25 protein-coding genes are annotated in these 17,690 nt (G+C 39.5%); 24 read left to right on the top strand and 1 reads right to left on the bottom strand.

Annotated features, from left to right (window positions below):
* Nucleotides 1–14: 14 nt before the first annotated feature.
* Nucleotides 15–473 carry a hypothetical protein gene (locus tag NST02_RS23440; RefSeq protein WP_340949938.1) on the bottom strand — a complete coding sequence of 153 codons (459 nt, stop codon included), beginning with the start codon at nt 471–473 and terminating at the stop codon, nt 15–17.
* Between the two features lie 118 nt (nt 474–591).
* Here NST02_RS23440 and NST02_RS23435 point away from each other — a divergent pair, with 118 nt between their 5' ends.
* From NST02_RS23435 to NST02_RS23320, 24 genes are all read left to right on the top strand, one after another.
* A complete protein-coding gene (locus NST02_RS23435; protein WP_170943584.1) occupies nt 592–732 on the top strand; it encodes a hypothetical protein in 141 nt (46 codons plus the stop codon).
* A gap of 4 nt (nt 733–736) precedes the next feature.
* Entirely contained in the window at nt 737–1,105 is a 369-nt protein-coding gene (locus tag NST02_RS23430) for a hypothetical protein (RefSeq protein ID WP_340949935.1), read from the top strand.
* Between the two features lie 41 nt (nt 1,106–1,146).
* Nucleotides 1,147–1,341, top strand: coding sequence for a hypothetical protein (locus NST02_RS23425; RefSeq protein WP_340949934.1), 195 nt, complete (start codon nt 1,147–1,149; stop codon nt 1,339–1,341).
* The gene (locus NST02_RS23420) at nt 1,341–1,469 is read left to right on the top strand and encodes a hypothetical protein (RefSeq protein ID WP_340949933.1); all 129 of its coding nucleotides are present in this window, start codon (nt 1,341–1,343) and stop codon (nt 1,467–1,469) included. Before NST02_RS23425 ends, NST02_RS23420 begins: the two co-directional genes overlap by 1 nt.
* 62 nt (nt 1,470–1,531) lie before the next feature.
* Nucleotides 1,532–1,966 carry a LuxR C-terminal-related transcriptional regulator gene (locus tag NST02_RS23415; RefSeq protein WP_340949931.1) on the top strand — a complete coding sequence of 145 codons (435 nt, stop codon included), beginning with the start codon at nt 1,532–1,534 and terminating at the stop codon, nt 1,964–1,966.
* Between the two features lie 198 nt (nt 1,967–2,164).
* Complete coding sequence (locus NST02_RS23410; protein ID WP_340949930.1) at nt 2,165–2,338, top strand: hypothetical protein; 174 nt, start codon at nt 2,165–2,167, stop codon at nt 2,336–2,338.
* A 15-nt stretch (nt 2,339–2,353) separates the two neighbouring features.
* Entirely contained in the window at nt 2,354–2,773 is a 420-nt protein-coding gene (locus NST02_RS23405; protein ID WP_340949929.1) for a hypothetical protein, read from the top strand.
* A gap of 74 nt (nt 2,774–2,847) precedes the next feature.
* Nucleotides 2,848–3,609: a phage terminase small subunit gene (gene terS, locus NST02_RS23400; RefSeq protein ID WP_340949928.1), complete on the top strand. Its 762-nt coding sequence runs from the start codon at nt 2,848–2,850 to the stop codon at nt 3,607–3,609.
* A complete protein-coding gene (locus tag NST02_RS23395; RefSeq protein WP_340950042.1) occupies nt 3,599–4,960 on the top strand; it encodes a PBSX family phage terminase large subunit in 1,362 nt (453 codons plus the stop codon). The genes terS and NST02_RS23395 overlap by 11 nt, the downstream gene beginning before the upstream one ends.
* An 11-nt stretch (nt 4,961–4,971) precedes the next feature.
* Entirely contained in the window at nt 4,972–6,531 is a 1,560-nt protein-coding gene (locus NST02_RS23390) for a phage portal protein (protein ID WP_340949927.1), read from the top strand.
* Nucleotides 6,532–6,645: 114 nt separating this feature from the next.
* Nucleotides 6,646–7,506 (top strand): phage minor capsid protein, encoded by an 861-nt coding sequence (locus tag NST02_RS23385; RefSeq protein ID WP_340949926.1) that lies wholly within the window; start codon nt 6,646–6,648, stop codon nt 7,504–7,506.
* Nucleotides 7,507–7,644: 138 nt separating this feature from the next.
* Nucleotides 7,645–8,316 (top strand): GIY-YIG nuclease family protein, encoded by a 672-nt coding sequence (locus NST02_RS23380; protein WP_340949925.1) that lies wholly within the window; start codon nt 7,645–7,647, stop codon nt 8,314–8,316.
* 132 nt (nt 8,317–8,448) lie between these two features.
* Complete coding sequence (locus tag NST02_RS23375) at nt 8,449–8,784, top strand: phage minor capsid protein (protein ID WP_340949922.1); 336 nt, start codon at nt 8,449–8,451, stop codon at nt 8,782–8,784.
* Nucleotides 8,785–8,910: 126 nt separating this feature from the next.
* Nucleotides 8,911–9,483 carry a phage scaffolding protein gene (locus tag NST02_RS23370; protein ID WP_340949920.1) on the top strand — a complete coding sequence of 191 codons (573 nt, stop codon included), beginning with the start codon at nt 8,911–8,913 and terminating at the stop codon, nt 9,481–9,483.
* Between the two features lie 17 nt (nt 9,484–9,500).
* On the top strand, nt 9,501–10,391 hold the full coding sequence (locus NST02_RS23365) for a phage capsid protein (RefSeq protein ID WP_340949918.1): 891 nt from the start codon (nt 9,501–9,503) through the stop codon (nt 10,389–10,391).
* Nucleotides 10,392–10,464: 73 nt separating this feature from the next.
* Nucleotides 10,465–10,935, top strand: a complete 471-nt coding sequence (locus NST02_RS23360) for an Ig-like domain-containing protein (RefSeq protein ID WP_340949917.1) — start codon at nt 10,465–10,467, stop codon at nt 10,933–10,935.
* 1 nt (nt 10,936) lies between these two features.
* Nucleotides 10,937–11,341, top strand: a complete 405-nt coding sequence (locus NST02_RS23355; protein WP_340949915.1) for a hypothetical protein — start codon at nt 10,937–10,939, stop codon at nt 11,339–11,341.
* Nucleotides 11,341–11,676 carry a putative minor capsid protein gene (locus NST02_RS23350; protein ID WP_340949913.1) on the top strand — a complete coding sequence of 112 codons (336 nt, stop codon included), beginning with the start codon at nt 11,341–11,343 and terminating at the stop codon, nt 11,674–11,676. Before NST02_RS23355 ends, NST02_RS23350 begins: the two co-directional genes overlap by 1 nt.
* Nucleotides 11,676–12,002, top strand: coding sequence for a minor capsid protein (locus tag NST02_RS23345; protein ID WP_340949912.1), 327 nt, complete (start codon nt 11,676–11,678; stop codon nt 12,000–12,002). Before NST02_RS23350 ends, NST02_RS23345 begins: the two co-directional genes overlap by 1 nt.
* Complete coding sequence (locus NST02_RS23340) at nt 12,002–12,400, top strand: phage tail terminator protein (RefSeq protein WP_340949911.1); 399 nt, start codon at nt 12,002–12,004, stop codon at nt 12,398–12,400. The genes NST02_RS23345 and NST02_RS23340 overlap by 1 nt, the downstream gene beginning before the upstream one ends.
* 2 nt (nt 12,401–12,402) lie before the next feature.
* Complete coding sequence (locus NST02_RS23335) at nt 12,403–12,855, top strand: phage tail tube protein (RefSeq protein WP_340949910.1); 453 nt, start codon at nt 12,403–12,405, stop codon at nt 12,853–12,855.
* Between the two features lie 113 nt (nt 12,856–12,968).
* A complete protein-coding gene (locus tag NST02_RS23330; RefSeq protein WP_340949909.1) occupies nt 12,969–13,421 on the top strand; it encodes a hypothetical protein in 453 nt (150 codons plus the stop codon).
* Nucleotides 13,422–13,429: 8 nt separating this feature from the next.
* Nucleotides 13,430–13,996 (top strand): Gp15 family bacteriophage protein, encoded by a 567-nt coding sequence (locus NST02_RS23325; RefSeq protein WP_340949908.1) that lies wholly within the window; start codon nt 13,430–13,432, stop codon nt 13,994–13,996.
* Nucleotides 13,997–17,683, top strand: a complete 3,687-nt coding sequence (locus tag NST02_RS23320) for a tape measure protein (RefSeq protein WP_340949906.1) — start codon at nt 13,997–13,999, stop codon at nt 17,681–17,683.
* Nucleotides 17,684–17,690 lie beyond the last annotated feature (7 nt).

Genomic DNA, 17,690 nt, shown 5'->3' with positions numbered 1-17,690 from the left:
AAAGATAAATAGATTTACGGGTTAAAGTTAAACATCTTACTAATAAAGGGGGTTAATATTGGGCTTAACAAAAGTCCTGCTAAGAAAATTAACAAACCCGAAACAGTGCTAATTAAAAAACTAATCCATCTTTCTGATTTTTTATCCTTACCAAGTGAATGTTCAACTTGAGAAAGTAGAGCATTTGCCTTTTCTTCTTCGATTTCATTAAGGGTGGAATAGCGTTCATATTCCGATTGAAGTATCTTTAGATTCTCAGTTCTTGTTGTTAGTTCAGATTCTAATTCTTTGATAACTGTTGAAGTCTCATGCAAGGATTCGTGCACTTTTTGTATTTTCTGGTCAATGGAATTTCTTGATCTCTTTAGTTCATCTAGTAAATCTAATATAGGTTCTCCTGAAGCGAAAGGAAGAGGCAAAGACCTTAAGATTGTTCTTAAAATTGTATCAGTTACTAGTATCCTTTTTTTCATTTTTTGACCTCGTGTTTTTCTTAATAGTTTTAATAGTATTTTAACAAAGTTGAATAGTAAATGTTAACAAAAGGTAGGATTTGTTGAATATAACCATTTTGCTAAGGAGGGAAAGACAGTGAGTGAACGTTATATAACAGGTGGCGAAACTGAAAAGTGTGAACATTGCAACGGTCGGGGGTATACTGCTTCGGAAGGTCATCCCGAATGTCCAAATTGTAGTGGTAACGGATATGTAAAAATTAGTAGGAGGAGTTAATTTGGTGAGTTGGGAGCAAACAATAAAAAAGGGCGATATAGTAAGGGATTTAGAAACGGGGCAATACGAGGTTATTTCAGTAATTCAATGGGAGCATAATCGTTATCAATTTAAATGGCGTAGCAATTGGAGATACGGAACTGATCGGATTGAAAAGGTTGAACCGTTTGATTTTATTGAGCTTGCAAATGGATTAAAGCGAATTGTTGAGCAACAGCAGCAGGAAATTGAAAAGTTGAAAAAAGATAAAGAAACATTAGCAAAAATTATTTCTGCAGATGTAAGAAACAAAAGTAAGAAGGAAAGGGAAGTTATATCATCAATCACACTGGACAATGGGAAAAAATGGACTAAATTAATCGAAATTGAATGACCAAAATTTAAGTAAACACAAGATAGAAGGAGGTGTTAAGAATGTCCATGATCGGAGAAGTAACGGTTTGGTACATGACAGAGGAAGAACGTCTTGCATATATAGAAAAGCATCCAATCAAACCAACTGAAAAGCCAAAGGGAACATCGTTTGGCGAGGCGGCCGCGCAATTAAGTCATGCTAGCCATAAACCAAGGTGGGGATATAGCGATTTTAGTAGTAAAAGAGGTTCGTAATGGACGAAAAGTGCGATAAATGCGGAGAAATTTTGAGCATTGAAAAAGGTGAGGATTTCTTCATAGAGACCAAGAACGGAAGTCTTGTACTATGCGAGAAACATTGGATTGAATACGAAGAGAAATAAAAAAAGCCAGGACTTCTCCCAGCCAACCCTAATGTTAATTATATCATATGGGAGGGGTCCTAGTGAAAGAAGCTGCCAGCAAACAAAAAGAAATAGAAAATATATTAAAGGACTACCACTGGATGATGAACTCCATTAAAGTCCTTAGAGATTCAATGGATGATGCAGGGGAGGGATTGACTGCTCAGTATGGCGAAGAGGCAGGAATGCCGAAACCTCAAGGAACCACAAGTGACCCTGTATATAGAGAGATTGTTCGTCGTGAGAAGCGCTGGAAGGTGATATATAAATATCGAGATAAAATATCCATCATTCAAGATCGCATCCACTTAGTTCGGGATAGCAGAGAACAAGAGGTGCTACATTGGATTTTAGAAGGCAAAGGGTATAGTTGGATTGCTCGTCATATGGGATTGTCCGAGCGCCATATAAGACGATTAAAGGATTCAATCGTTGCACAAATGTCAGAAATGCCGAATTTGCCGAAAACGTCGTAAAGTATTTTTACCAAAAATTATGTTTTATCATGGAAGGCAGGACGGGGAGGAAGTTCTCTCGTTGGTTGGTAAGCCATTTTCCTGTTTGGACGTCACCTTTCGGTGGCGTTTCTTCATTGTTATTTTTAGAAATATATAGGTGAATAGTTGCAGGAAAAAATCACCTTTTGTCGAATAGATTCGATGGGAGGTGATAAAGTGAGTGTTCAAGATAATCTCGAAAAGTATATTAATAATATGTCAGAGGACGAAGCAAAGGAAGCGTTGACCGATTTCATCTTAATTCTGGGTGATACTCATAAGAGTAAACCAGAGATGATTGATATGATTGTAGAAATATATGAAGATAGATTTAAGAGTCTAATTGACTAAAATGGTGGTGATTAAATGACTTTAACTTACCAAGATATAATTACTAACCTTCATCAAGTAAAGTTTGCAGAAACTAGTAATTTGCTATCAGATTATTTACATGAAATTAATAAGCCAAGTTTCGTAAAAGAGCATAGGATATTCTATCCTCAAGGTATCTTTACTGAAAAAGGTTTGAGAAACTTTTATTTTTTTACAGATTCCAAAATAGCAAAAGTATCATTTGGCAAAACTATTGATACACAGGTATGGAAACTCAGCAAAATTTTATCTTATAAATTGATTATACCCAGTTATGAATATTTGAAGTTAGAAATACAACTAGAGACTGGAGAAGTATTAAAATTCGATAGTGAACAAGATACCAATGTTAATAGAGCAAGGACAATGAAGGAAAAAATACAGGATATATTTAACTTGCTAGAAGGTATTTAACAGCATCCATTAAGGGTGCTTTTTCTTTTGCACCAAAACAACTCAAAAAGCCTTGGAGGTGGGTGATGATGTAGATGGCCGACAAAAAAGAACTAGCCTATCAAGATTATTTAAAGGGTATGAAATATAAAGAGATCGCTGAAAAGCACAATGTATCTCTTAATACAGTGAAGTCTTGGAAAACTCGTTATAAATGGTCTCGCGATGGTGTGCGTACACAAGAAAAAAGTGTGCACACAAAAAAGAGGGGTGCTCCAAAAGGAAATAAGAACGCAATAGGTAACGATGGTGGAGCTCCTAAAGGAAATCAAAATGCAGTCACGCATGGTCTTTTCTCTAAATACATTCCACAAGAGACATTAGAGCTTATGGGAATGTTAGAAGATAAGAGTCCTGCTGATTTAATATGGGACCAGATTATGATTCAGTATGCTGCTATTATTCGTTCGCAACAAATTATGAATGTTGAGTCTAAAAAAGAAATGATTAAGGAATTGAAAAAAGCTAAGTATGAGTATTTTGAAAAGCCTAAAGACCAGGGCGGTGGATTTGAAAAACAAGTCACTGAAGAAGAATACGAATTTCAATTTGCTTGGGATAGGCAAGCCACATTTTTAACAGCACAATCTAGAGCAATGTCTGAGTTAAGGAACCTCATTAAGCAGTTTAATGAACTGGCGAATGACGACGACGAGCGCAAACTAAAATTACAGCTTATGCAGGCTAATATTAAAAAGGCTGAGGTAGAAGCTGAAAGATTGTCCAAAGAAAATACAGTTGATGACTTAGAAGAAATCGTCATTGTCGATGAATGGAGCGATGATGATGGCAACTAAGAAGAAAAATAGAGTTGTTTTTGATGTCCAAAAGAATGTCAATCCGCACTTTAAAGATGTTTGGACATCAAATAAGCCATATAACATCTTAAAAGGTGGGCGTAACTCGTTTAAGTCGTCTGTCATTGCCTTAAAACTCGTTTTCATGATGATTATGTACATCATGAGAGGACAAAAGGCGAATGTAGTCGTGATTCGTAAAGTAGGAAACACTATTCGTGATTCCGTGTTCAATAAAATCCAATGGGCCATAAAACTTTTTGGAATGACCAAGCGGTTTAAGCCTACCGTAGCACCTTTTAAAATTACGCACAGAAAAACAGGATCGACATTCTACTTTTATGGGCAGGATGACTTCCAGAAGCTTAAATCGAACGATATTGAAGATATTATTGCTGTTTGGTACGAAGAAGCATCAGAGTTCAACAGCGTGGAGGACTTTGACCAATCGAATGTTACGTTCATGCGCCAAAAGCATGAGCTAGCAAAGTTCGTTCAATTCTTCTGGTCTTACAACCCACCACGTAATCCGTATCACTGGATTAACGAGTGGTCAGACAGTCTAAAAGGCGAAGATAACTACTTGGTACACGAATCCAGTTACCTTAATGATGAACTAGGCTTTGTAACCGAACAGATGCTTGCGGATATTGAGCGTATAAAAAGCAATGACTATGATTATTATCGTTATATTTACTTGGGTGAGCCTGTAGGACTTGGTACGAACGTTTACAACATGAATCTATTCAAGGGATTAGATGAACTGCCGAGTGACGATAGAATCATAGCGCTTTACTACTCAATGGATACTGGGCATTCGGTGTCAGCTACTTCGTGTGGTTTCTATGGTTTAACAGCCAAGGGTAAAGTGATTCGTTTAAACACCTATTACTACAGTCCAGCAGGGCAAGTGAGAAAGAAAGCGCCTAGTGAGTTGTCTAAGGATATTCACGATTATATTAAAGCCACATCAACTCAAGAGTACTGGAAAGGCGCTAGAATCATGAAAAGGACTATTGATAGCGCCGAAGCAGCATTAAGAAACCAATATTATAAGGACTTTGGTCAACATTGGGACCCAGTAGCAAAGAAAAAGAAAGTAGATATGATTGATTATGTTCACGACCTGTTAGCGCAAGGTCGTTTTTATTATCTTAAAAATCCATTCCCAACAGGATTAAAGCATGCTGATAGCAATGATATTTTCGTTGAAGAACATAAGAAGTACCAATGGGATGAAAAGACCTTAAATTCTGATGATCCTAAAGTTATCAAAGAGGATGACCATACAGTCGATGAATTTCAATATTTCTGTACAGCCAACGCTAGAGACTTGCGGTTAAAAGTCTAGGAGGTGAAGCCGTGAAGGTGATTCAGCGCATCAAAAACCTATTTAAGAGAGGAGGTTATGCATTGAGTGGACAAACTCTTATGACCATTAACGACCATCCCAAAATAAACATAGATCCAAAAGAATTAGAGAGAATTGAACGAAATCTTAGGCAATATCAAGGTGACTATCCACCAGTCAAATACGTTAATTCTCAAGGAGAGACTAAGGAGCGCGATTTTATGACGCTCAACCTTCGAAAGTTAAGTGCTAGTGTACTGGCTGGTCTCATCTTTAATGAACAATGCGAAATTGTAGTATCAGATGCGGATGAAGAAAATAACAAGCCAAACACCTTTAAAACAGCAAACGATCTTGTTCAGCATGTGTTCGAACATAATAGATTCAAGAAAAATTTAGCTGAATACTTGGATCCTACACTGGCACTGGGGGGATTGGCAGTAAGACCTTATGTCGATGTCCAAGCTAAGGAAATTGAGTTCTCCTGGGCGATCGCAAATGCCTTTTTCCCGTTACGAAGCAATAGCAGCGGAATATCTGATGGTGTTTTAAAGTCTGTCACGACTAAAAATGTGGGTAAGCAAACAGTTTATTATACATTGTTAGAGTTTCATGAATGGAAAAAGAGTGAAGATGGTACGAGTCTGTATGTGATAACAAATGAACTCTATAAATCAGAAAATCCAAAAATCATCGGAAAAAGAGTGCCATTAAACGAAGTATACGAAGGATTAGAGGAAACCACGACAATAAAAGGATTGTCTCGACCGTTGTTTAATTACCTTAAACCAGCAGGCTTTAACAACATCAATCCTCATAGTCCACTAGGTTTGGGGATTGCTGATAATTCGGTGCATACACTTCAAAAAATTAATGACACTTACGACCAGTTTTGGTGGGAAATCAAAATGGGGCAACGCACTGTGTTTGTGAGCGACCGAATGCTTGCAACACTACCGGATGAGAGTGGAAACCCTCCTATCCAAGTGTTTGACCCTGATGTAAACGTGTATAAATCAATGAGGATGGGTGCTGATGAAGAGGTTATCAAGGATGTAACAAGAGATATCCGTACTCAACAATATATTGATGCTATTAACCAGTCACTTAGGACGCTGGAAATGGAAATGAAATTGTCTGTGGGTACATTCTCTTTTGACGGAAGAAGCATGAAAACAGCTACAGAAGTGGTCAGCGAGAATGATTTGACCTATCGAACTAGAAATGAACATGTGTATGCTGTTGAGCAATTTATAAAAGGCTTGGTCGTCTCTGTATTGGAGTTGGCAAAGGCTTTTAATTTGTTTAGCGGTGAGATACCAACATTTGAGCATATTGGTGTCGATTTTGACGATGGGGTGTTTCAGGACAGGTCAGCGCTGCTTAAGTTCTATGGGCAAGCTAAGACGTTTGGATTTATCCCTACAGTCGAAGTGATTCAACGTGTGTTTAAGGTTCCAAAAGAAACTGCTGAGGAATGGTTAAAAATGATTCATGAGGAGCAGGCAGTAATAGACCCAATTAATATAAGCGATCGGTCATCAAAGAAAATGTTTGGTGATGAGGAGTGATAGAGATGCTGATTTTTGTCTCCGTATTTATCTTAGGTATCATATCAATGTGGTTGTTTTGGCATTGGGGAATGTCTCGTAATGATTATGTGTTGGTGAAAAGGGATGGTTTAAATGGACCCGAAAAAACCTAGAATAACTCCAAATCAACTCGATCTCTGGTCCAGCAATATGACAGAACTGTATAACAGCTTAGAAGGCGAAATCATCCGCATCATCATTAAGCGCCTTAAAACTGGCTCGATTGATATCACAGAGTGGCAGGCTCAAAAGTTATCTGAGTTGCGATTGTTTAATCGAGACGTCATAAAGTACTTATCAGAGGTTACGAATGTTGCAGAAACTCAGATAAAAAGAATGTTTGAAGAAGCTGGCAAAGAGATTGTGCAGGACACGGATAGAGCAATGCCTTATACACCAAAGCCAATGCCGAACAATCTTGATGCAGTGATGCAGGCATATTACGAGCAAGTATGGAGCGAGATTGATAATTTTGTGAATCAAACTCTTGTTACCACTGCTTACGGCATAGGAACAGCACAAATCGCCTATCAAACTGTTTTAAATAACACTGCTGCCATGTTTAACACAGGATTATATACTTTTGAGCAGTCATTAGAGCGTGCTATCACTGATTTAGCACAAAAGGGTATTAAAAGCGGCATGGTTGACCGAGGGGGGCACACATGGAGCCTTGAGGGGTACGTCAGAACCGTTTTAAAGTCAACCCTAGGAAACACCTATGACACACTCAGAAAAGAGCGTATGAGCGAATATGGAGTGCATACGGTGCTTGTTACAAGTCATGTAGGAGCACGTAAAGCATGCTCGCTTATTCAAGGGCATGTGGTCGATTTAAGACAACCTAGTGAGATACCACAGGAGAGCGAGTATAAGTCCATTTACGATCCATATTGGCAAGCAGAATATGGTACACCAGGCGGTCATCGTGGTAAACAAATTCATGCCACGTAACGATGTGAACCTTATTACTCAAGGGTGTTTAATTATACGGTATCAATTGTCGACACAAGAACAATTGTTTGGTATAATTAAGCTAACGGGGAAACCTCACGAAGGCAATCCCGTGCTAAGTCTTGAGGGGGTATAAAAATGATAGGCGTTTATAAAATAACGAATAAAATTAATGGAAAAATGTATATCGGGGCTAGTATAAATATTTTAGATAGAAAAACTCAACATTTCAAACCTTATCGAATAAATAAATATAAAGATAGTTTGCCTTTGTATCAAGCTATAGACGAGTTTGGCAGAGAGAATTTTTCTTTTGAAATCATCGAAGAAACTACAGCCGATAAGTTGGATGAAAGGGAAGAACATTATATTAAGGAGTTTAATTCTGTTAAAGAGGGATATAATGTTGTGGCAACAGCGCACAACATGAAGGATGAAGAGCATAAGAAGGTTCACGGTAAGTTCTTTTCGGAATGGAATAAAAAACAGTGGCAAGACGAAGAATATCGCAAGGAACGTTCTAAGCATTCTTCGCTAGTTCAAAAAGAAAGGTTGAAAGACCCCGAATATTTAGCTGAGAAATCTAAACAATTGAAAAAATATACAGATTCCATTAAGAAGAAAGTCTATCAATACGACAAACAAGGAAACTTAGTTGCTGAATATAACGGTACTAGAGAAGCTGAGAGAAAGACTGGTGTTAACTCGCAATCAATATCAAAAGTGGCTCTAGGTCAAAGAAAAACAGCCGGTGGATTTGTTTGGAAATACTCCCAAGAGAAAAGTGTAGAGACTATCGAAAACGATTAAGCATCCATGATGGGTGCTTTTTTTAGTGAGTAGAGTAGGGTGGGAGATGAGTTACCACTCGAAGCGCATCGCACGTTAAAAAACGTGAAGATATAGTCCGACACTCCTAGCAATAGGAGATTAACAAAAAAGGTGAATTGTAGACACTTACATGTACCATTTATACCTGGAGTAAATACAAACAATCAGCCGCAATTTGATGAAGAATTAAACGAAAAGGTAGCTCAAGCAAGAGACACGCAGCGTCGTATAGAACGAGAAATCGTGAAATACAAGAAAAATCTCATGATTGCTAAAGAATTAGGCAGCGATAAAGCCGACTACTGGCGTATGATGGTCAGACGTAGACAAGCAGCCATAAGGGAACTTATTGCAAAGAATGAGAAATACTTGAGCAGGAATTACAAGCGAGAAAAGGTGTATACGCCACTTGAAACGCTGTTGGATGGCTTTACTTATTATGAATAATCGCGCCTAACATGAGAGTTGTTAGGCGCTTTATTATGCCCATTTTAAAGGCTTGGGGTAAAACTAAGCGCAACCTTAAGCGTGAGGTGCGACACGCAAAAAAACATTAATAAGGAGATTGGTAGCATGGATTTACAAGAATTGTTGGGTGAAGAACTTTATAAACAAGTCATAGAAAAGGCGGGTGATAACAAAATTGCAATTGTTTCGGATGGATCTTATATTCCGAAACAAAAATTCGATGACAAATTGGAAGAAATTAAGAATTTAAAAGCAGATCTCGAAACACGTGACAGTCAGTTGGAAGAGCTTAAAAAAGTGGACGCCGAAGGATTGCAACAAAGGATCCAAGAGTTACAAGAGGAAAATGAAAACACCAAGAGTGAATATGAAAAGCAGTTGCAGCAACAAACCTTTGATTACTCATTAAAGGATGCGCTGACTGCTGCCAAGGTTCGTAATCCTAAAGCAGCCAAGGCTCTATTAGACTTGGAGTCAATCAAACTGGATGGGGACAAGCTTCTTGGTTTAGAGGATCAACTTAAAACTATCAAAGAAAGCGATCCTTATCTGTTTGAAGAAGAGGAAGAACCCAATACACCCCCGCAGATTGTGGCGCCAGGCAATCCGAATGGGGGCAAAGGCGGCGGAGAAAGCGATCCGTTTGCCGCAAAACTGGCTAAATACACTAATCAATAGAAAGAAGGAATGAAATTATGTCAACAGCAAACCAAAACTTAGCAGCACGTAGTTATCAAAAACAATTTAGAGAGCTTTTACAAGCAGTATTCCGTACTCAAGCATACTTCCGCGACTTTTTCGGCGGGGAAATCGAAGCATTGGACGGAGTTCAGCATAACGAAACAGCTTTTTATGTTAAAACAAGTGATATCCCTGTAGTTGTAGGAACAGAGTATGACAAAGATCCAAATACTGCATTCGGAACAGGAACAAGCAACAGTAATAGATTTGGTCCAAGAACTGAAATAATCTATCAAGATACACCAGTACCTTACACATGGGAATGGGTTTACCACGAAGGGATTGACCGTCACACTGTTAACAATGATTTTCAAGCTGCAGTCGCTGATCGTCTAGATTTACAGGCGCAAGCCAAAATTAAGAAGTTCAATTCACAGCACAGTAAGTTTATCTCAAGTATTGCTGCTAAAACTGAAACACTAGCAGACTACAGCGCTGACAATGTACTTGCTTTATTTAATGAGTTGTCAAAGTACTATATCAACATTCAAGCCATCGGAAATAAAGTGGCTAACGTAAATGCTGATTTGTATAACGCTATTGTTGACCATCCATTAATGACAACGGGAAAACACTCAACAGCAAACATTGATGAAAATAATGTTGTACGATTTAAAGGTTTTACTATCAACGAAGTACCAGACGAGTTATTGCAAGATGGAGAAGTCGCTTATGTTTATATCACTGGTATCGGAAAAGCATTTACGGGCATTAATACAGCTCGCACAATCGAATCAGAGGACTTTGACGGTGTAGCTCTACAAGGTGCTGGTAAAGCTGGCGAATTTATCTTAGATGACAACAAAAAAGCAGTTGTGAAAGTCACTGGTGGTTCGGGGGAGTAACAACCCCCGATATTAACAATGTCACGCCAACGACTGACGGGGCAGTCATCAATTTAACTTAAGGAGGGTTTACATGCCTTTTAAAATCTATCAAGGCAGCACGGTGATAGCGGAGGGCGAAAGCCCTCTTGCTATTACAGGATTAGAGCCAAATACAACAGTGGCAGCAGGAGAGTATCAAGCTACTAGAGTAGATGGAGATCGCGAATCCGAAAGAGTGGATATCCCTGCATTTACCACGCTACCAATTGCAGTGACAGGGGTTACAGTCTCGCCTAAAACATCAAATGCTGTTGCTGGAACCGCAGGAACTCGACAATTGTCAGCTACTGTATCACCAGCAAACGCAACTGATAAGTCTGTGACTTACTCCATTGCACCAACTACAACAGGATTAAGTGTAAGCAATAGCGGGTTAATTTCTTGGACTGATGCAGTGCCGGCAGGACAATACACAACTACAGTAACCACAAATGATGGAGCAAAAACGGATACACATGTTTTGACATTGACCGAACCAGAGCCACCACCAGAAGGTGAATAATATGCCGTATCTCACATACGAAGAATTTAAAGAACTCAATAATGCTGATGTTGACAAAGAGGCGTTTGATAAATTGTTGCCCAAAGCAAGTGCAATACTTGATAACGTCACAAACTATTTTTACAATAGACGATCTATCGAATCAGATAATCCTTGGAGGGTACGCAAATTTAAAGAGGCATTATGCGCTCAAATTGAGTATTTTTACGATTTGGGAGCAACGACATTCGAGAGTATTAACAACTCTCCACAGACGTTTCAGGCAGGCAGAACGAGCGTGTCTAATGCTAGTCGATACAACCCAAGCGGTGCTAATGAGAGCAAGCCGTTAGTTGCTGAAGACGTGTTTATCTATTTGGAGGGAACTGGACTACTTTATGCAGGAATTGGGGTGAGGTCATGGTAATGCCAAAGCCACCTAAAGACTTTTGTATAGATTCTTTTATGTATAAAGAATACATGGGCGAAAATAGTTGGTCTGAACCAGAATACGCTAGACCAGTTCTGATTAGTGATTGTCGTATTGATAGAGGTGCTGAATACACTTCTACAACTTCTGGAAAACAGTTGCTGTATAACGCAATTGTTTTTTGTTATGAGGGGATAACAACTCCATTGCCGAGATTTAAAACTCAATCAGTATTACGGTTTGATGACCAAGACCATGTGATAACTAAGGTTATCCCAATCTACGAAGCATATGAAAAGGTAATCTATTCCTACGAGCTGGAAGTGGTCTGATGGCTCGAGTCGATATCAATCTACGGATACCAAGGCAAAAACTCAGTCAGGATAACCTAAATCGTGGTAGATATGCTCTTGCAAACCAAGCACTAGCAGACATGAATCAGTTTGTACCAAAAAAAGAAAATATTCTAAGAGAAACTGGACATGTGGATAGTGATGGAAAAGCAATAACATGGAACACAGCATATGCAAAACGTATGTTTTACAACTATATGTACAATTACACCACACCAGGTACAGGACCGCGCTGGGATATGAGAGCGGAAAGGTTATTTATATCTGATTGGATTAAAGCATTTGAGAGAGGAGCTGATTGGTAATGGATTTTATGGAACGATTGCAAGAAAGAATAAATGCAATAAATCAGTTGCCAGTAGTTTGTAAATTGGGATATCTGGGTACTGATGAATCACTCGTACTTTATCCATTACCAGGCTCTCAAGTTACACAACGATTTATGGATGGTACGACAGACCAGCAACTGAATTATGAAATCGCCATGAAGTCAAAATCACAAAATAGAATACATCAAACCCTGTGGCTCATACAAAATGAGCTAGAGGGGCTGTCACAACTTGAAAGCAAGGATGGCAGCTATGAATTTGATGAATTAATCATTACGAACAAACCATTTATCAATCAAATTGATGATCAAGGATGGTTTGTTTTTTTATTGGATGTACAAGCAAAAATAACTGTATTTAAGGAGAGTGAATAGAAATGGCAAGACAAAAGAACGCATTACGAGGACACTTTGTACAAGCGTATACTCCAGGACAAGAAGAACCAGGCACAGAATGGTTGGAACTTGCAAAATATATCTCTACTATCGGTGACGATACACAGGAAGGAACGGAAGAACAAGCGTTCTATGATGGAGATGGCACACCGGAAACAGATGTTATCTCGGTTGCTGGTGCATACACACCAGAGGGATTTTATGATCCAGAAGACCCTGCACAGGCTCTTATCGCAAGCCTTAAATATAATGTCGGTGATGGGCGTAAGATTTGGCATAGAGTCGTATCTGCAGATGGTAAAAAAGAGTGGGTAGGTCGTGCGACTGTGTCTGCCATCGTTGCAGGAGCTGGGGATGCATCTGCATATGAAACATTTAGCTGCAACATTCGTTTCGACTCTATTCCGAAGGAAACTGACTTATCGGGGGAGTAAATCCCCCATCTGTGCAAAACGTACAACCCACTACAGATGGGGCAAATGTAACACTAGATTAATAGCAGAGACACTCTTTTTAGGGTGTCTCTTTTTAATTAGGAGGGTAACTCATGAATCAAGTAAATATCGAAATTTCAAGAACAGGATTTCCAGTCAAAATCGGCTCAATTGAACTTTGGTTTGATAGTTCGATTGAGAATTTAAAACGATTTTTTAATATCGAAAAACTAGCGCAGGAGAAGCTAAAAGAAGCGCAAGAAAAAGCAAAACATGTGCATTTTCCAGAAAAAATCGAAAGTATAGATGACGTTGACAGTACAATGGTTGACGCAGCCTTTGACCTCAATAAAGAGTTTATTGCTGCTCAATACGACATTATTTTTGGGGATGGCACTTTTAAGCGGATTTATCAAAAGTATACGGATATTATTGCTCTCGAACAGGCATTAGACGTTGTAGGTGTGGCGATCGCAAAAAGAATTGAAGAACAAGAAGCAGAGCGCTCAGCACAGGTTGAAGAAAAGAAAAAAGAATATCTGAATAAAAAAGCTTTAAAAAAGTAGGTGGTTAAATGCGCTTAAATGACGCTTTAGTCACCTTCTTTTCGTTTGACGGAAAAGAATACGCTATTGATTTAGCTTTTGACAACGTCCTAGACGTTTTTGACGTTCTTGAGGACAAAACCCTAAGAATGTACGAAAAAGCCGAAATTTGCCTTGAATTGCTCTTAGGTAAGCAGTTTAAAGGAGCAAACGCGGTTGAATTGTGGAACCACATTTATGAACAGTACATCTACGTAAAAAATGAACAGCCTGTCATGTATGACCTGAAAGGCAATCCGTTACCGGTTCAACCAGAAGACGAAAAAGAAAAGATGATCGACTTGGAACAAGATGCAGAATACATTTTTGCGTCTTTTAAGCAAGCCTACAACATGAATCTGTATGAACAGCAAGGGAAGCTGCATTGGCATGAATTTCAGGCGCTACTAAACGGACTTCCTAGTGACACCATTATGAAGCGAATCATCGAAATAAGAGCATGGAAACCGAGTAAAGGCGAATCTCAAGAATACAAAGAAGCAATGCGAAAGCTGCAAAAGGTATACGCACTAAACGACAGCGAGGAGGTGGACTAGATGGCAGATGGCTCTATTAAAATATCGATTGAAGTGGACGGAAGGCAAATCACTATTGCTTCTAATGAATTGGATAGATTAGAAGAAGCAGCACGAAGAGCAGGCAGTACAGCGTCAATCGTGGAAAGAGGTATGGACAATATCAGTGATAGTAGCACTCAAGCTAGCTCAAGTATTCGAGGTGCAGATAACGCCTTAGAGGACTTAGGGGAGAGCGGGGCAACCGCTGGACAAAGCTTAAGGGGTGCAGAAGGTAGTCTGGACAACTTAGCGGATAGCAGTGCTGACGCATCATCAAATCTTCGTGATACCGCGGGAAACTTAAATGATATGGCTGGCCAAGCACAGAACGCTGGTAATGAAACGGGAAGAGCGTCTATAGGCATCAAAGAATTAGCAACCTCGCTGGGTTTAGTGGCGATTGGTGTAGCAGTTTTTAATGAGTTGAAAAACTCATTGGATGCAGCAATTACTCGGTTCGACACGTTAAATAAATTTCCGAAAGTACTTCAAGCTCTTGGTGTATCAGCCGAAGATTCTGAACGAGCCATGAGCAGATTGTCTGAGGGTATTGACGGTTTACCTACCACACTGAATGAAATTGCTGGAAGTGCCCAACGGATGTACACATCATTTAATGACATGGATAAAGCGACAGACTCAGCCATTGCATTAAACAATGCTTTATTGGGATCGGGTTCGAGTGCGGCTGATGCAGCAAGGGGATCGGAGCAGTATATAAAAGCATTGCAAACTGGCAAGATGGAGATGGACTCTTGGAACACTCTACAAGAGACTATGGACATCGGTTTGATAAAGATTGCTGAGGGATTTGGATTTGCAGGAAAAACCGCAAAACAAGATTTATACAATGCTTTAAAAGACGGCGTTATCACCATGGAAGATTTTAACGATAAGTTAATTGAGGTTGGCACTGGCACAGGTATCATGGCAAAACTAGCCAAAGAAAACAGCTTAGGTATTGCAACGTCGCTAGGAAACTTAAAGAATGCGGCTGCAAGAGGAATCGCTAATATCATCGATAGTTTTAATCGACTATCAATAGCAGTAACAGGCAAAGACATTGCTCAAAACATTGATAGCTTAAAGGCAGTTGTAAACCAATCATTTAAAGTGATGCAATCGGTCATTGATGGGGCTACTCCTTTTGTGGTTGCCTTTGGCTCTGCGGTAGGTGCTACTATACCTGTTGTACAAGCCTTAACCCCTGCCATCATTGGACTCGTGGCGGCATATGGAGCTTATGTTGCAATTACTAAAGCTAAAGCGGCGCTAGATGCAGCGAGTGCAGCTATTGTAACAGCGCAATCGGCTACTAGAACACTTACTTTATTGACTCATGCTCAAATAACAGCACAAATGACAGCGACGGGAGCAACCACGGCTGATATCGCAGCAAGATTAGCGCAAACAACCACAATTAAATTGAGCACAGTTGCACTAGGTGTACTGACTGGAACAATGAAGCTTTCTACTGCTGCAATGATTGTTAAAACAGCAGCAACATACGCATTAGGTGCTGCATGGAAATTCTTAACGGGTCCAATTGGACTAGTCACAGCCGGAATTGCGGTACTAACCACGGGGATAATCGCTGTTGTAAAGTGGTTTAACAAACAAACAGAAGAATCGAAGCGTCTTAATGCGGAAACAGAAAAATTGAACGACTCAACAAAATCGTTGAATGACAACTTGTTAAATACAGAAACAACTTATAAGAACAATCAAAAAGAAATTCTTGCTGCTGCCAAGGCTAATGGTGAATTAGCCCAAAAGGTTGAAGAACTAGCAGGGAAAGAGAAGAAATCAGTAGAAGATAAGGCTTTGCTGAACTCTTACATTCAGCAGTTAAATGGTTCGGTCGAAGGGCTAAACCTTGCCTATAACGAAGAGGCAAACGCCCTTAATATGACATCTGAACAGTTAGCAGCAAGACTTAACCTCATGAAAGAAACCGAAAACCAACAAGCTGCTGAGGAACGTTTAACGGAAATTTTTAAAGAGCAACAAGAAGTACAACTGCAATTGGACGAGATTAATAATCTGCGTGCTGAATGGAATAAAAAGCTTGAAGAAGGTACTGTGAAATCGGGTGAACACAAGGAAGCTCTTGCGGGATTAGAAGAGCAGGAGAACTCTTTAAAAGAAAGTCTATCCGGTTTAACGGCTGAACAGGTGCTCGCTGAAGACCAAATTAAAAAGTCGTCAGCAGCGATTGCGGAAGCAACAAAAAATAGTGTCACAAGTCAAGTGATAGATTACGAGCGTTTGGATGATGCTCATATGGAGGTTTTTGATAGCCTCACTGAAAGGTATTCTATGTTATCAGAAGCAGCAACTGACGCTTTTGATAAAATTGACACCAAAACTGAACTTACCATGTCAAAGATGCAGAAAAATCTTGAACATAATCAAAAAGTTGTGAAGGAATGGGGCGAAAATCAAAGTGCTTTAATGGAATGGGCTGCTGAAAATGGCCATACCAACTTCATGAAATGGATTGAGCAACTTGGTCCTGATCATGCTGGTGAGTTAAAAGTTCTTGCGCAGAATCTTAAAGATTCAGGAGGAGAACAAAGTAGTGAATTAGAAAGACTCGCAAAGACCTATGAGGATGGATTTAAAGTTGCTGCAGATGCCGGAAAGGCTAGTTTAGGTGAAGGGTTTGAGGGGATACACGGAGTTGTCACCGATATGGTTGATAATAGTGCTAAAACGATGAGAGAACAAATCCGAGCTGCCAATTTCGAATCCATCGGAATTGCAATCCCTGACGGTACAGCAAAAGGTGTCGAAAAAGGTACTAAAAATGCTGAAAAAGCAACCAAGAAAATGGCCGAAGATACAACGAGAGCTGCTAAACATACACTAGGTGTCAACAGCCCATCTAAAGTTTTTACAGATATCGGTACCAATATCACCGAAGGATTGGTGTTGGGTATAAATGGCGGCACAACCAGTGTCATAAATGCAGTTGAAAAAATGTTCCGTTCTGTCATTGATGCATCGAACAGGGATTTAAAGCTAATTACTAAGAGCCATGACGACTCAGTTAAGTTAATCGAACAGTCTTTAAATAAGTTACCCGTTATCACCCAAGAGTCCATTCAAAACATGTTGGAGAGAATGAAGAGTGGCGCAACAAATCAATTAAATCTAATGAAAAATTTAGTGAGAGACATATTATTGCAGTTTAATAAACTTCCATCTGACCTAAGAAGTGTTGGGATAAACTCAATGAATGGTCTGAATTCGGGGTTGTTGGCAGGAAAGAGTAGGGTGTTGTCTACTGCTCGAAGTATCGCCAATGAGGTTGCAAGGACTATGCAACAAGCTTTAGACATCAACTCACCATCCAGAGTCATGCGTAATGACGTTGGTCGCTGGATACCAGAGGGGATTGCGCTAGGTATTAGGGACAACGCTAAATCAGTGTATCGAGAATTGGATGAGATGGCTAATAAAATGGTTATCTCGACACCTGAGAAAGCACTAGGAGTTAGCAGGATGGCATATTCAACTGGAACATCTATAAATGGTGGTTCCGTAACTTCTCATTATGACAATTCTCGCAAAATGGAAAACCATATCACAATACAAACAGATGACAGTGCGGCAAAAGAAGTTGATCGCACACTCCGAAGATTAAAATTCGGGTATGCTTAGGTGGTGA

The sequence above is a fragment of the Robertmurraya sp. FSL W8-0741 genome (genome assembly GCF_038004005.1).
Classification (GTDB): domain Bacteria; phylum Bacillota; class Bacilli; order Bacillales; family Cytobacillaceae; genus Robertmurraya; species Robertmurraya siralis.
Note: the sequence above shows the minus strand (reverse complement) of the source record. Positions and strands in the feature narration are given on the sequence as shown.

Coding starts and splice junctions, on each gene's coding strand:
- NST02_RS23330 (WP_340949909.1), top strand. CDS start 12,969: ATGAATCAAGTAAATATCGAAATTTCAAGAACAGGATTTCCAGTCAAA.
- NST02_RS23360 (WP_340949917.1), top strand. CDS start 10,465: ATGCCTTTTAAAATCTATCAAGGCAGCACGGTGATAGCGGAGGGCGAA.
- NST02_RS23425 (WP_340949934.1), top strand. CDS start 1,147: ATGTCCATGATCGGAGAAGTAACGGTTTGGTACATGACAGAGGAAGAA.
- NST02_RS23395 (WP_340950042.1), top strand. CDS start 3,599: ATGGCAACTAAGAAGAAAAATAGAGTTGTTTTTGATGTCCAAAAGAAT.
- NST02_RS23420 (WP_340949933.1), top strand. CDS start 1,341: ATGGACGAAAAGTGCGATAAATGCGGAGAAATTTTGAGCATTGAAAAA.
- NST02_RS23350 (WP_340949913.1), top strand. CDS start 11,341: ATGCCAAAGCCACCTAAAGACTTTTGTATAGATTCTTTTATGTATAAA.
- NST02_RS23365 (WP_340949918.1), top strand. CDS start 9,501: ATGTCAACAGCAAACCAAAACTTAGCAGCACGTAGTTATCAAAAACAA.
- NST02_RS23340 (WP_340949911.1), top strand. CDS start 12,002: ATGGATTTTATGGAACGATTGCAAGAAAGAATAAATGCAATAAATCAG.
- NST02_RS23405 (WP_340949929.1), top strand. CDS start 2,354: ATGACTTTAACTTACCAAGATATAATTACTAACCTTCATCAAGTAAAG.
- NST02_RS23440 (WP_340949938.1), bottom strand. CDS start 473: ATGAAAAAAAGGATACTAGTAACTGATACAATTTTAAGAACAATCTTA.
- NST02_RS23345 (WP_340949912.1), top strand. CDS start 11,676: ATGGCTCGAGTCGATATCAATCTACGGATACCAAGGCAAAAACTCAGT.
- NST02_RS23320 (WP_340949906.1), top strand. CDS start 13,997: ATGGCAGATGGCTCTATTAAAATATCGATTGAAGTGGACGGAAGGCAA.
- terS (WP_340949928.1), top strand. CDS start 2,848: ATGGCCGACAAAAAAGAACTAGCCTATCAAGATTATTTAAAGGGTATG.
- NST02_RS23335 (WP_340949910.1), top strand. CDS start 12,403: ATGGCAAGACAAAAGAACGCATTACGAGGACACTTTGTACAAGCGTAT.
- NST02_RS23325 (WP_340949908.1), top strand. CDS start 13,430: ATGCGCTTAAATGACGCTTTAGTCACCTTCTTTTCGTTTGACGGAAAA.
- NST02_RS23385 (WP_340949926.1), top strand. CDS start 6,646: ATGGACCCGAAAAAACCTAGAATAACTCCAAATCAACTCGATCTCTGG.
- NST02_RS23370 (WP_340949920.1), top strand. CDS start 8,911: ATGGATTTACAAGAATTGTTGGGTGAAGAACTTTATAAACAAGTCATA.
- NST02_RS23380 (WP_340949925.1), top strand. CDS start 7,645: ATGATAGGCGTTTATAAAATAACGAATAAAATTAATGGAAAAATGTAT.
- NST02_RS23355 (WP_340949915.1), top strand. CDS start 10,937: ATGCCGTATCTCACATACGAAGAATTTAAAGAACTCAATAATGCTGAT.